Annotated in this window: 9 protein-coding genes and 1 pseudogene; 5 read left to right on the forward strand and 5 right to left on the reverse strand. The window is 67.9% G+C overall.

All coding sequences use genetic code 11. The features are described 5' to 3' along the window. Positions 1 to 84: 84 nt before the first annotated feature. A complete protein-coding gene (locus HTY53_RS02370; RefSeq protein ID WP_174104796.1) occupies positions 85 to 1,389 on the reverse strand; it encodes a bifunctional alpha/beta hydrolase/OsmC family protein in 1,305 nt (434 codons plus the stop codon). Between the two features lie 473 nt (positions 1,390 to 1,862). Between HTY53_RS02370 and HTY53_RS02375 the strand changes: the two genes are divergently transcribed. From HTY53_RS02375 to HTY53_RS02390, 4 genes and pseudogenes are all read left to right on the forward strand, one after another. Then, positions 1,863 to 2,987, forward strand: a complete 1,125-nt coding sequence (locus HTY53_RS02375; RefSeq protein WP_174104797.1) for a TRAP transporter substrate-binding protein — start codon at positions 1,863 to 1,865, stop codon at positions 2,985 to 2,987. Positions 2,988 to 3,003: 16 nt separating this feature from the next. Next, a pseudogene (locus HTY53_RS02380) lies at positions 3,004 to 3,597 on the forward strand (TRAP transporter small permease subunit); the annotation flags it as partial. Positions 3,598 to 3,755: 158 nt separating this feature from the next. Continuing rightward, a complete protein-coding gene (locus tag HTY53_RS02385) occupies positions 3,756 to 5,705 on the forward strand; it encodes a TRAP transporter large permease (protein ID WP_174104798.1) in 1,950 nt (649 codons plus the stop codon). A gap of 185 nt (positions 5,706 to 5,890) precedes the next feature. Further along, positions 5,891 to 6,925, forward strand: a complete 1,035-nt coding sequence (locus tag HTY53_RS02390; RefSeq protein ID WP_174104799.1) for an aldo/keto reductase — start codon at positions 5,891 to 5,893, stop codon at positions 6,923 to 6,925. 66 nt (positions 6,926 to 6,991) lie between these two features. Here HTY53_RS02390 and HTY53_RS02395 read toward each other — a convergent pair whose 3' ends face one another. The 4 genes from HTY53_RS02395 to HTY53_RS02410 all read right to left on the reverse strand — a co-directional run bounded on the left by HTY53_RS02395 (position 6,992) and on the right by HTY53_RS02410 (position 11,374). Further along, positions 6,992 to 7,771: a hypothetical protein gene (locus tag HTY53_RS02395; protein ID WP_174104800.1), complete on the reverse strand. Its 780-nt coding sequence runs from the start codon at positions 7,769 to 7,771 to the stop codon at positions 6,992 to 6,994. Positions 7,772 to 7,945: 174 nt separating this feature from the next. Further along, positions 7,946 to 8,608, reverse strand: coding sequence for a TetR/AcrR family transcriptional regulator (locus HTY53_RS02400; RefSeq protein WP_174104801.1), 663 nt, complete (start codon positions 8,606 to 8,608; stop codon positions 7,946 to 7,948). Further along, positions 8,608 to 10,131, reverse strand: a complete 1,524-nt coding sequence (locus tag HTY53_RS02405) for a DHA2 family efflux MFS transporter permease subunit (protein WP_174104802.1) — start codon at positions 10,129 to 10,131, stop codon at positions 8,608 to 8,610. The genes HTY53_RS02400 and HTY53_RS02405 overlap by 1 nt, the downstream gene beginning before the upstream one ends. 250 nt (positions 10,132 to 10,381) lie before the next feature. Further along, positions 10,382 to 11,374: a LysR family transcriptional regulator gene (locus HTY53_RS02410; protein WP_174104803.1), complete on the reverse strand. Its 993-nt coding sequence runs from the start codon at positions 11,372 to 11,374 to the stop codon at positions 10,382 to 10,384. 265 nt (positions 11,375 to 11,639) lie between these two features. Here HTY53_RS02410 and HTY53_RS02415 point away from each other — a divergent pair, with 265 nt between their 5' ends. Beyond that, positions 11,640 to 12,974 (forward strand): MFS transporter, encoded by a 1,335-nt coding sequence (locus HTY53_RS02415; RefSeq protein WP_438820917.1) that lies wholly within the window; start codon positions 11,640 to 11,642, stop codon positions 12,972 to 12,974. Positions 12,975 to 13,072 lie beyond the last annotated feature (98 nt).

Here is a 13,072-nt window from a genome sequence, read left to right on the forward strand (position 1 = left end):
CAGGCGATCTCCACAAAATGACAATGACTACAGAGGGCAGCAGCACGCCAGCGACAACGGCCCAGGCTGGGGGCGCGGGGCCGATCAGCGGCCAGGCGCCTTGTCGGCAGGGCTCGCGCCCGCCCCGCCCGGGCCCATGGCCGGTTCGCCCGACCCTTCTTCCGGCGCCGCGCGCGTGCGCACCACCACCTCCGAATGCAAGGTTCGGTGCACCGGGCACTTGTCCGCGATGGCCAGCAGGGCCTCGCGCTGCTGCGCGTCAAGCGGACCGCGCAGCGTGACCTCGCGCTCGATCCAGTCGACCTTGCCGTCGCGCGTGTCGCATTCCGCGCAGTCCGCGGCATGAATCTTCTCGTGCCTCAGTGACACGCTGACGTGTTCGAGCGGCCAGCCCTTGCGCTCGGCCACCATCCGGATCGTCATCGACGTGCAGGCGCCCAGCGCCGCCAGCAGCAGATCGTAAGGCGCCGGTCCGCCGTTCAGGCCGCCGAACGAGACCGGCTCGTCGGCCAGCAGCCGGTGCTTGCCGACGCTGACCTGCTGCTGGAACTTGCCCGCATGGTTCTCCTCGACCCGCACCAGCCCCTCCTCGACCGCGGCGGCCGGCAGCGTGGCCGCATCGATGCCGAGATAGCGCTGGCTCCAGGCGGCGATGGTGTTGGCGACATAGGTCGCGTCCTCGCGCCGCGTCAGCAGATGGTCGGCATGGTCGAGCGAGACGAAGCTCTTCGGGTGACGCGCGGCGATGAACAGCTGGGTCGCATTGTCGATGCCAACCGTGTCGTCGATCGGGGAATGCATGATCAGCAGCGCGCGCCGCAGCTGCGACACCCGGGTCAGCAGCGTCTGCTCGGCGACGTCGTCCAGAAACTGCTTGCGGATGCGGAAGGGACGGCCGGCCAACTGCACCTCGGCCTCGCCCTGCTGCGCGATCGTCTCGGCGTGCTCGCGCAGCAGGCCGACCACATGCGACGGATCGCTCGGCGCGGCGATGGTCGTCACGGCCCTGGCCTCGGGAATGTCGCCCGCCGCGGCCAGCACGGCGGCGCCGCCGAGGCTATGGCCGATCAGCAGCGCCGGCGCCTGCAGATGCTGGCGCATGTAGTCGGCGGCTGCGAGCAGATCGGCCACGTTGGAGGAGAAGTTGGTATTGGCGAAATCGCCGCCGCTGCCGCCCAGGCCGGTGAAATCGAAGCGCAGCACCGCGATGCCATGCTGGGTCAGCGCCTGCGCGATGCGGCTGGCCGCCACCACATCCTTGCCGCAGGTGAAGCAATGCGCAAACAGCGCGTAGGCCTTGACCGGGCCGGACGGCAGATCGAGCCGGCCCGCGAGAGGCTGGCCGTCGTGACCGGGAAATTGCACCTTGGGGTTGGCGGGTTCGGGCATGCGTGGCTCCTGGCGAAAATGGCGCGATGGCGGGTCCTTGCTACTGTAGCCGCTCTGACCATCGAAGTGGCCGAAAGGTCATGCGTCATGCGAACAGGCCCGCTGGCGACGCGGAACAACGCCGATCGAGCGCGCGACCTCGGACTTGCAGCAACACATGCAGCAACACATGCAGCAGACATGGCGTAGACAAGGTGTAGACAAGCGATAGACATGGAAACCCACGCGAAAGCGGTATGAAAGACGCCGGATGACAAGGCCGATGCGTCACGGGTAATCCCTACATTGTTGCGCTTGGTTGCAATTCCTAACATGAAGTCAATTACAAACCACTTGCACGCCGCCCCCTGAATCGGCAGTCGCCGCGGGCCGGCCACCGCATCGCAATTCCAGACGTCGCATCAACGGTTCGAGGCTGGCGCACTCGCGGCGCTGCCTCCGGTGTCGTCAACAGCAGCAAGGGGGAAGACAGCATGGCAGCGAAAAACAAGCGCGGTGCGGTATCGCGACGGGGATTTCTGGGCGGGGCGGGGGCTGCGGTCGGTGCAACGGCGCTGGGATTTCCGGCGATCGTCAAGGCCCAGGGTCCGGTCACGATGCGCTGGCAAAGCACCTGGCCCAGCAAGGACATCTTTCACGAGTTCGCCGGCGACTTCGTCGCCAAGGTCAACGACATGTCGGGCGGCGAGCTGAAGATCGAACTGCTGCCGGCCGGCGCGGTGGTCAAGGCCTTCGATCTGATCGACGCGGTCAGCAAGGGCACGCTCGACGGCGGCCACGGCGTGATCGCCTACTGGTATGGCAAGAATTCGGCGCTGGCGCTGTGGGGATCGGGACCGGCCTGGGGCATGGATCCGAACATGCTGCTCGCCTGGCACAAGTACGGCGGCGGCAAGGAGCTGCAGCAGGAGATCTACCGCAGCCTGAACCTGGACGTGGTGTCGTTCCTGTACGGGCCGATGCCGACCCAGCCGCTGGGCTGGTTCAAGAAACCGATCACCAAGCCGGAGGACTTCAAGGGCCTGAAGTTCCGCACGGTCGGCCTGTCGATCGACATCTTCACGGGGCTGGGCGCGGCCGTGAACGCGTTGCCCGGGGCGGAGATCGTGCCGGCGCTCGACCGCGGACTGCTCGATGCGGCCGAGTTCAACAACGCCAGTTCGGATCGTGCGCTCGGGTTCCAGGACGTGTCCAAGGTCTGCATGCTGCGCAGCTTCCACCAGTGCTCGGAACAGTTCGAGATCCTGTTCAACAAGAAGCGCTACGACGCGCTGCCGCCGAAGCTGCGCGCGCTGATCGCCAACGCCGTGGACGCCGCTTCCGCCGACATGTCGATGAAGGCCATCGACCGCTACTCGAAGGACTATCAGGCGCTGCAGCAGCAGGGCGTGAAGTTCTACGCCACGCCCAATTCGGTGCTGCAGGCGCAGCTGAAGATCTGGGACGAAGTGGTGGCGCGCAAGGAAAAGGAAAACCCGATGTTCAAGCGGGTCAACGATTCGATGAAGGCGTTCGCGATGCGCAGCACCCGCTGGCAGAACGACACCAACGTCGACTACCGGATGGCCGCCGCGCACTACTTCAGCAAGCGCAGCTGACCAGCGGGGCACGATCGTGCAATCCCTGCTGCTTGCGATCGACAGGATCAGCACCCTGATCGGTCAGGCCGCCTCGTGGCTGATCGTCGCGTTGACGTTGATGATCAGCTACGAGGTGTTCTCGCGTTATGTCCTGTCGACACCGCATGCCTGGGTGTTCGACGCCAGCAACATGCTGTACGGCGCGCTGTTCATGCTGGCCGGCGCCTATACGCTGGCCAAGCGCGGGCACGTGCGCGGCGACATCCTCTATGGCTTTCTGCCGCCGCGCGCGCAGGCCAGCATCGATCTGGTGCTGTACCTGGCCTTCTTCTTTCCCGGCGTGATCGCACTGGCCTGGGCCGGCATCGATTTCTTCGAGGTGTCGCTCGCGCAGAACGAGCATTCGTCGATCGCGGCCGACGGCCCGCCGATCTATCCCTTCAAGGCGGTGATTCCGGTCGCCGGCGCCCTGCTGCTGTTGCAGGGCGTGGCCGAGACGATCCGCTGCGTGATCTGCCTGAAGCGCGGCCATTGGCCGATGCGCGAGGGCGATGTCGAGGAAGTCGACGTGGACAAGCTCAAGCAGATGGTCAGCGCCGACGCGGCGGCCGGTACGGTGGCGACGCCGGCGGTGGCCGAGGGTGGGGCAGCGCGCGCTGACCTGGACGTGGAACGGGACGTGCGGGATTCGCACGATCGCCTCGGTGCTGCCGACGAACGCGACGAGCGCGACGAACGCACCCGTCGCGAAGACAAGCCAGCGCGCGAAACCGACGGAGCGCCGCGATGAGAAAGGAACTGTGGTTCGGCGCCACGCTGATGGTGCTGATCATCGCGGCGGTGTTCATCCTGATGCCGTCGCCGTCGGAATGGACCAACGGCCATCTTGGCCTGCTGATGCTGGCGCTGATCGTCGCCGCGATCATGCTGGGGTTTCCGACCGCGTTCACGCTGATGGGCATGGGCGTGCTGTTCGCCTGGCTCGCCTATCGCCATGCCGATCCGAACATTGCCGTGCAGCAGACGCTGGACCTGATGGTGCAGCGGACCTATGCGGTGATGACCAACGACGTGCTGATCTCGGTGCCGCTGTTCGTCTTCATGGGCTATCTGGTCGAGCGCGCCAACCTGATCGAGCGGCTGTTCCGCAGCCTGCATCTGGCGCTGGCCTGGCTGCCCGGCTCGCTGGCCGTCGCCACGGTGATCACCTGCGCGGTGTTCGCGACGGCGACCGGCATCGTCGGCGCGGTGGTCACGCTGATGGGGCTGCTGGCGCTGCCGGCGATGCTGCGCGCCGGCTATAGCGCCTCGCTGTCGGCGGGCGCAGTTACCGCGGGCGGCTGCCTGGGCATCCTGATTCCGCCGTCGGTGCTGCTGATCGTCTATGGCGCCACCGCCGGCGTGTCGGTGGTGCAGCTGTATGCGGGCGCCTTCTTTCCCGGGCTGATGCTGACCGGCCTGTACCTGCTCTACGTGATCATCCTGGCCAAGCTGCGGCCGCGGCTCGCCCCGCCGCTGCCGATGGCCGAGCGCGAGGTCCCGCTGCCGCCGCTGCAGCAGCGGCTGCGCGACACCATCGGCGCACGGGCCCTGCCCGCGCTGGTCACCGCGCTCAAGGGTCGCCGCAACGCCGCGATCCCGACCGGCCAGCTGATGCGCCAGTTCGGCATCGCGGTCCTGCCGGCGCTGGTGGTGGCGCTGCTGATGGGGTCGATCTATGCCGGCGTCACCGCCGCGCCGCCGGCGGCGATCGAATCGACGCTGATGGAACTGGGCGCGCACAGCGGCGACGAATCCACCGGTCTCGATACGTTGGCGCCGCCGCCCAGCGTGGAGAGCGCGCCGGCAGCGGCGGCGACACCGGCACCGCCGGCTGCCGAAGTGCCGCGGTCGGACACGGCTCCCGGGGCCGCTCCGACGCCCGGCGCGGTCGCGCCAAGCCCGCCCGGCGCCGACACGATCAATCCGCCGGCGACCGCGCCACAGGCGCCAAACTGGTTCTGGATCTCGCTGGCCCTGGTCTGCGTGGCGATGGCCTATTTCTACTGGCGCTTCGACTTCGCGCGGATGGAGATCTTCAAGCAGCTGCTGTCGTCGTTCTTCCCGCTGGCGGTGCTGATCCTCGCCGTGCTCGGCTCGATCGTGTTCGGCCTGGCCACGCCGACCGAGGCCGCGGCGGTCGGCGCGCTCGGCGGCACGCTGCTGGCGGCCGCCTACGGCCAGCTCAACTATGGCGTGGTCAAGGAGTCGGTGTTCCTGACCGCCAAGACCAGCGCGATGGTCTGCTGGCTTTTCGTCGGCTCGTCGATCTTCTCGGCCGCGTTCGCGCTGCTGGGCGGCCAGGCGCTGGTCGAGCAGTGGGTGATGTCGATGGACCTGACGCCGCTGCAGTTCATGATCCTGGCCCAGGTGATCATCTTCCTGCTGGGCTGGCCGCTCGAATGGACCGAGATCATCATCATCTTCATGCCGATCTTCGTGCCGCTGCTGGACAACTTCGGCATCGATCCGCTGTTCTTCGGCCTGCTGGTGGCGCTGAATCTGCAGACCGCCTTCCTGTCGCCGCCCGTTGCGATGGCTGCCTTCTATCTGAAGGGCGTGGCGCCGCCGCATGTCACGCTGAACCAGATCTTCGGCGGCATGCTGCCGTTCATGGCGATCCAGGTAGTGGCGCTGGTGCTGCTGTACACGTTTCCGGCCATCGGGCTGTGGCTGCCGAGGGTCTTGTATCAGTAAGCCACTAGCCAGCCACGACGGGGGTATCATGGCCGGGTCGTCCGACCCGCCGTCTGCAGGGGCACTCCGGTGCCCCTGCTGCTTTCTGGCGATGGTTCGCCGGTGCGTCGCCGGTTCGTCGCCGGTTCGTCGCTGTTCCGTGTTTCCTTCCCCGTTCAGTTCGACCCGATCTCCAAGGAATCGCCATGTCCGAATTCAAGATGGAATACCGCCGCCTGGGCCGCAGCAATCTGCAGGTATCCGCGCTTTGCCTGGGCACCATGATGTTCGCCGATCAGACCGACGAGGCCGAGGCCGGCCGCATCGTCGCCAGCGCGCGCGACCATGGCGTCAATTTCATCGACACCGCGGACGTCTACAGCAAGGGCGGCTCCGAGCAGATGGTGGGCCGGCTGATCGAGGCCGATCGGCAGGAATGGATCCTCGCCACCAAGCTGGGCAATGCGATGGCATCGAAACCGAACCGATCGCATTACTCCCGCGTCTGGATGCTGCGCGAGGTCGAGGACAGCCTGCGCCGGCTGGCGACCGACTATATCGACATCCTGTACCTGCACCGCGACTACGCCGACGAAAACCTCGAGGAGGCGGTGCGCGCGATGGGCGATCTGGTGCGCGACGGCAAGATCCGCTACTGGGCGGTATCGAACTTCCGTGGCTGGCGCATTGCCGAGATCGCGCGGCTGTGCGACCAGCTCGGCGTGCCGCGTCCGGTCGCCTGCCAGCCCTACTACAACCTGCTGAACCGGATGCCCGAGGTCGAAATCCTGCCGGCCTGCGAATACTACGGACTTGGCGTGGTGCCCTACAGCCCGGTCGCGCGCGGCGTGCTGACCGGCAAGTACCTGCCGGGACAGCCGCCCGAGGCCGGCACCCGCGCGGGACGCGCCGACCGCCGCATGATGCAGACCGAGTTCCGCGAGGAGTCGCTGGTCATCGCCCAACAGCTGAAGGCCCACGCCGAAGGCCGCGGCCTGACCGCCGGCCAGTTCGCTACCGCGTGGGTGCTGGCCAACCCGCTGATCAGCTCCGTGATCGCGGGCCCGCGCACGCTGGCGCAGTTCGAGGATTATTTCGGCGCGATCGGTGCGACGCTGTCGCCCGAGGAGGAGGCGATGGTGGACGCGCTGGTGGCACCGGGACACCCGTCCACGCCCGGCTACACCGATCCGAGCTATCCGTTCACGGGCCGGCCGGTGAAGGTGGCCGCAGCAGGCTGATGGGGGCCGGGACGCGGACTCGCCGCGTCCCTTTTTTCGTCAGACCAGGCTGGCGTTAGTCGCGCCTCACCACCCGCGCCCCATGTCCCGAATCGAGCGCGACAGCCCCAGCGACTCGACGCCGGCCAACGCCGCCAGGCCGACATCTTCCCGGGGGCCGTTCGGCTCATCGTGGCCGAACTCGGTCAGACAACGGGATATATGCACGACGCCCTTCTGCACGCGGGGTTCCATCCCTTGCGAACGAACCAGAGCGGCAAGACCGGCGGCCGGTTCGATGCGAACCGCAGGCTTGCGGGCGGCCACTTCCACGGCATGAGGGGCGCCGGCGCAGCGTGATTGGCCGTCGACGTGCAGCGGCGTGGCGACGTATCGGTCGAGCCGGTCGGTGTCTGTGATTCGGGACGCTTGCGGACCGCGGGGCCGGGTGGGCCTGGCCTGCGGATCCGGCCAATTCCGTCGATTGCGCGGCCGCAGCGCCTCGCCGTCATCGTGCGATCCGGTTGGCACGGGCCGCAGGCCATGGCGAGGGGTCGACGACACGGTTGCACTGAGACGGACGGTATCCGCGGTGGTCTGCCTGACCTGCCGGACGACATCCGCCTGGTCCGCCAGCCAATCGCCCAGGTATTCCGCGCGGCTCTGCCAGCCGCGGTAGATGTTGACGACGGTCGGCCCCTGACCACCCTCGGCGGTCGACGGTGCGTTGATATCGGCGTGGACGAACGCGATCGATACCTCGTCGTTCTGCTGATCGGCGGGCGGCTGGCGCCCGCTGGCCGGCGCGGCGGACAGGTACAGCGGCTGCGGCGTGCCGAGGAGCCGCGATTTCAATGTGGTCAACATGCTGGGTCCCTTGTCGAGTGAAAGGCAGGCGCCATCTTTGCCGGCATCTCGGACGCGGACTACTGAAAACGTGCGGGGAATGTACGTGCAGCGATGTGTTGCCGCATCGGTATGCGAGTGTGAAGCGAGGCGTGGCGCGTGCAGCCTCAACCAGCCCTGCCACCCCGACCAGGCCTACAGCCCCTTCTCCACCATCGCCAGCACGCGCTCGCCCAGCGCGGTCCGCTGCGCTTCGTCGGCATGACGCAGCGGGCCGTCGATGATCAGCAGCGCCAGCCCATGCACCGCCGACCAGGCCAGATACTCGGCCCCCGGGCGTCGTTCGGCGGGCAGCACGCCGGCATCCACCAGCCCGTCCAGCGCGGCGCCGAGCAGTTGGAAGGGATTCAGGCCGCTTGGCCCGGCCTTGGCCGGATCGCTGTCGTTTTCCACCTGGTTCGGCGTGGCGAACGCGGTGCGGAACAATCCCGTCTGCGTCTGCGCGAACTTCAGATAGCCCGCGCCGATGGCGCGCAGGTCGGCGCGGGCCTTCGCCGCCGGATCGCTGCCGTCGACCTGCGCGGCCGCAACGGCCAGTTCGGCTTCCATCGCCACCGCCAGCGCGGCCAGCGCGGCCGCGCGCACCGCCTCGAACAGCGCCTGCCGGTTGGCGAAATGCCGATAGGCGGCATTGGGGACCACGCCGGCGCGGCGCGTCGCCTCGCGCAGCACGACGGCATCGGGGCCGCCATCGCTCGCCAGCGCGATGCCGGCGTCAATCAGCGCACGACGCAGATCGCCATGGCGATAGGTCGTGCGCGCTGGCGGCTCGGCGGCGAACTTCAGCGCGGTAACCATCAGGCTGCATGGCCGCCGTGGGGGGCGGCCATGCCCGAGTCGGCGGCGCTGTGACCGGCGCTGTGACCGGCGCTGTCGGCAGCAACCTCGGCCCCTTCGGGGGTCACCGAAACCGGCGCAGTGCGCGTGCGCAGCAGCATGCCGCCCAGCACCGCGGCCACGAGCGCGAACACGGCCCCGACCAGGAACGCGACGTGGTAGCCGGCATTCAATGCCTCGGCGGGCGCGCTGCCCGCCGCGGCCATGCCGGCGCTGCGGCCTGCGGCCAGGCTGGCCAGCACCGCGAGACCGAGCGCGCCGCCCATCATGAACGAGGTGTTGACCACGCCCGACGCCAGCCCCGAATCGCTGGGCTTGACGTCGCTCATCGCCGCCAGCAGCACCGGATTGAAGGCGATGCCGGCGCCCAGCCCGAGCAGCAGCATGCCCGGCAGCACGTCGACGGCGAAGCTGCCGCCGACGGGCGCGCGCGCGAACAGCAGCAGCCCGAGCGCCGCCAGCAGCAGCCCCACGGCCAGCGGCACGCGCACGCCATAGCGCATCACCAGCCGCGCCGACAGGCCGAGCGAGAACGCGGCCATGATCAGATTGGCGGGCAGGAACGCCAGCCCGACCTGCATCGGGCTGTAGCCCAGCACCAGTTGCAGATACAGCGCCGAGATGAAGAACCAGGCGAACATCGCCGCGGCCCACAGCACGCCCACCACATTCGAGACCGCGACATTGCGTAGCCGGAACAGGCCCAGCGGCATCAGCGGATGCGCGACGCGCGATTCGATCAGCAGGAACACCAGCAGCAGCGCCACCGCGATGCCGAGCATCGACACGGTCTGCGTCGCCAGCCAGCCGACCTCGTTGCCATTGACCACCGCGTAGACCGCCAGCATCAGCGAGACCGTGATCGTCACCGCGCCGCCGACGTCGAGCCGCTGTCCGTTCGCCGAACCCGGCAGGTTCGGAATCAACGCCAGGCACAGCGCGTAGACCGCGACGCCGATCGGCAGGTTGACCAGGAAGATCCAGTGCCAGCTCAAGGCGCTGGTCAGCAGGCCGCCGAGCAGCACGCCGATGCTGCCGCCGCCGGCGCAGACGAAGCCATAGACGCCCATCGCCTTGGCGCGGTCGGCGGGCGTCGAGAACAGGTCCATGATCAGCGACAGCGCCACCGCGGACACCACCGCCCCGCCGACGCCCTGCACCGCGCGCGCGCCGACCAGCAGGCCCTGCGACTGCGCCACGCCGCAGGCCAGCGAAGCGAGTGTGAACAGCGTGATGCCGAGCAGGAACAGTCGGCGGTGGCCGAACAGGTCGCCGAGCCGCCCGCCCAGCAGCAGGAAGCCGCCGAAGGTCAGCATATAGGCGTTGACGACCCAGACCAGCGCGGTCTCGGTGAAGCCGAGTTCGTTACGGATCGACGGCAGGGCGACGTTCACGATGGTCGTGTCGAGCACGATCATCAGTTCGCCCAGACATAGCACCATCAGCGCCAGCCAGCGCTTGCGGTCATCGAGTGTGTGCTGCATGGCGTGTCCTTTTGCGGTTCCTGGTTTTTGTTTGCGTTCTGTTTGCGTTCTGTTTGCGTTCTGTTTGTGTTCTGCTTGTGTTCTGTTCGTGTCTCTACTCGGGGAGCGTTGACTCGCCCGTTTTTCGCACTTGTGTACAGCGTTCACAACGTTAGCACAAAAATGGACAATGTCCACTTCCATCCAGGCATGTCGCTTTTTCGGCATACGAAGGACAACGGCGCGGCAATGCTCCCGAGCGCCGTAGCGCTCAACGCGCGCGAGTGGCCACCTTGCGCCGGCGATTGCCGTCCTGCCCCTGCGCGCGCAGCACCGTCATCTCGGCCAGATAGTCGAGCAGGCGCTTGACCGCCGCCGAACGCGGCCGCTTGTCGCGCACGATCAGTTGCGCGTCGGCGGCTTCGAGCACCGCGTTGCGCACCGGCAGCGCGACCAGCTGGTCGCCCAGTTCGCGCGCCACCGCCAATGCGGGCAGGAAGGTCACCCCCAGGCCGGTGCTCGCGTAGTGCTTCAGCGCCGCGATTGAGTTGGTGGTCAGCGCCGCCGTGAAGCGGACCTTCTCGGTCAGCTCGACCAGCTGGATCAGCTGGCGCAGGCCGAAGCCTGGCGTCATCAGGCCGACCGGATACGGCAGGATGTCGGCGACGGTCAGCGCCTTGCCGCGCCGCGCGAGCGGATGGTCGGGACGCGCGATCACGCAGACGGGCTGGCGCCGCGCCGTCAGTACGCGCAGCGTCGGCTCCGGCGGCGGCGCGTAGGCCAGACCCACGTGGGCGCGGTCTTCCGCCACGGCCCGCACCACCTCGTTGACGTTCATCAGCTCGAGCGTGACGTTGATCTTCGGATAGCGCTGGCAGAACTCGTTGAGCACCGCGTGGATCAGCTCGTCGATGAAACCCTCGCCGGCGACGATGTGGATCTGCCCGCGCTGCAGCCCATTCAACTCCTGCAGCCGCGCCAGCAAGGTCTCCTCGCCGGCGAGCCGTTCGCGGTAGTGATCGAGCACCAGCTGGGCTGCCTCGGTCGGCATCACGCCGCGGCCGCGGCGCTCGAGCAGCGTCGCGCCGAGCTCGCCTTCGAGCTGCTGGATCTGCCGGCTGATCACCGACGGCTCGACGTCGAGCTTGTCGGCGGCGGCGCGGATCGAGCCGGCCGCGACCGCGGCGTAGAAATAGCGCAGCCGGCGTTCGCTAAGTCCGGCCGGCAAGACGCCGTCGCGGTTCGGATCGGGGGACAGGGGCACGGCGTTTCCTTGCAGGTGGCTGGCATGCCGGGCCGCCTGGCGCGCCCCAGCGTTGACCAGAAAGCAACGGAATCGTACAGCGATGGCTATTGTTCCTCAACGGCCGCGTTGGCAACAATGCGCGAAGGCCGGCGCTTCCCATACCGACAGCGCCGGCCGCAACGGGACAACAACAGCACAACGACAGCACAACGACAGCAACCCAATCAGAACAAGCGCCCGTCCTGCCAACCCCGCACCGTGCCTGTGGCACCCGGAGACATCGATGCAACAGACCACCACCTCGTGGAATCCATCGGACACGATGGCCGCAACGCCCGACGCGCTCGCGCCGATCTATCGCAAGATCAGCCTGCGCGTGCTGCCCTTCCTGCTGCTCTGCTATGTGTTCGCCTATCTGGACCGCGTCAACATCGGCTTTGCCAAGCTGCAGATGCAGCAGGACGTCGGCATCAGCGACGCGGTCTACGGGCTGGGCGCCGGCATCTTCTTCCTCGGCTATGTCATGTTCGAGGTGCCGAGCAATTTGCTGCTGGCGCGCATCGGCGCGCGCAAGACCATCAGCCGGATCATGGTGCTGTGGGGCGCCACCTCGGCATGCATGCTGTTCGTGCGCGACGCGCACAGCTTCTACGCGCTGCGCTTTCTGCTGGGCGTGTTCGAGGCCGGCTTCGCGCCCGGCATGATCTTCTATCTGACCTACTGGTACGGCGGCGCCCGCATGGCGCGCGTGATGGCGATCGTGATGCTGGCCGGCCCGATCGGCGGCATGGCCGGCGGCCCGGTGTCGACCTGGATCATGACCGCGCTGGCCGGCTCGCATGGCCTGGCCGGCTGGCAATGGATGTTCCTGATCGAGGGGCTGCCGTGCGTGCTGCTCGGCGTGGTGGCCTACTTCTTCCTGGACGACACGCCGGCCCAGGCGCGCTGGCTGTCCGACCACGAGCGCCGGCTGCTGGCGCATGACATCGGCGCCGCACGCGCCGGCGGCGGCCATCACAGCTTTGCCACCGTGCTGCGCGATCCGCGCATCTATGCGCTGGCGTTCGGCTACTTCTGCCTGATCAGCGGCATCTACGCGGTCAGCTTCTGGCTGCCCACGATCCTGAAGGGGGCAGGCGTGACCAGCACGATGGCGATCGGCATGTATTCGGCGCTGCCGTACGTGGCTGCCGCGATCCTGATGTTCCTGGCGGCGCGCAGTTCCGACCGCCGCCAGGAGCGGCGCTGGCACAGCGCGACGCTGGCCTTCGTCGGCGCCGCCACGCTGGCGATCGCGGCCTTCACCGCGGACAACCTGACGCTGTCGCTGATCAGCATCACCGTCGCCACGGCCGCGATGTGGGCGGCCTACACGGTGTTCTGGGCGATCCCTTCCGAATATCTGCAGGGCACGGCGGCGGCAGGCGGCATCGCGCTGATCAACAGCCTGGGCCTGCTTGGCGGCTTCGTCAGCCCGACGTTGATCGGCGCGGTCAAGGATCTGACCGGTTCGCTCGAAGGCGGGCTGCTGGCGATGGTGGCGCTGCTGGCCGCCGGCGGCCTGGCGATCCTGCTCAACCGGCTGCCGAAGGACCGCGCGGCCGCCGCGGTGCACTGATGCCTGCCGCGGTGCGCTGATGCCCGCCGCGGTGCGCTGATGCATGCCGTGGCCCGCTTGCCTCCATGCCTCGTTTCTCCGTTTCGATTTGACCGACT

Source organism: Cupriavidus gilardii (assembly GCF_013314895.1).
Classification (GTDB): Bacteria; Pseudomonadota; Gammaproteobacteria; order Burkholderiales; family Burkholderiaceae; genus Cupriavidus; species Cupriavidus gilardii_C.

Coding starts and splice junctions, on each gene's coding strand:
- HTY53_RS02400 (WP_174104801.1), bottom strand. CDS start 8,608: ATGGTTACCGCGCTGAAGTTCGCCGCCGAGCCGCCAGCGCGCACGACC.
- HTY53_RS02385 (WP_174104798.1), top strand. CDS start 3,756: ATGAGAAAGGAACTGTGGTTCGGCGCCACGCTGATGGTGCTGATCATC.
- HTY53_RS02395 (WP_174104800.1), bottom strand. CDS start 7,771: ATGTTGACCACATTGAAATCGCGGCTCCTCGGCACGCCGCAGCCGCTG.
- HTY53_RS02390 (WP_174104799.1), top strand. CDS start 5,891: ATGTCCGAATTCAAGATGGAATACCGCCGCCTGGGCCGCAGCAATCTG.
- HTY53_RS02415 (WP_438820917.1), top strand. CDS start 11,640: ATGCAACAGACCACCACCTCGTGGAATCCATCGGACACGATGGCCGCA.
- HTY53_RS02405 (WP_174104802.1), bottom strand. CDS start 10,131: ATGCAGCACACACTCGATGACCGCAAGCGCTGGCTGGCGCTGATGGTG.
- HTY53_RS02370 (WP_174104796.1), bottom strand. CDS start 1,389: ATGCCCGAACCCGCCAACCCCAAGGTGCAATTTCCCGGTCACGACGGC.
- HTY53_RS02375 (WP_174104797.1), top strand. CDS start 1,863: ATGGCAGCGAAAAACAAGCGCGGTGCGGTATCGCGACGGGGATTTCTG.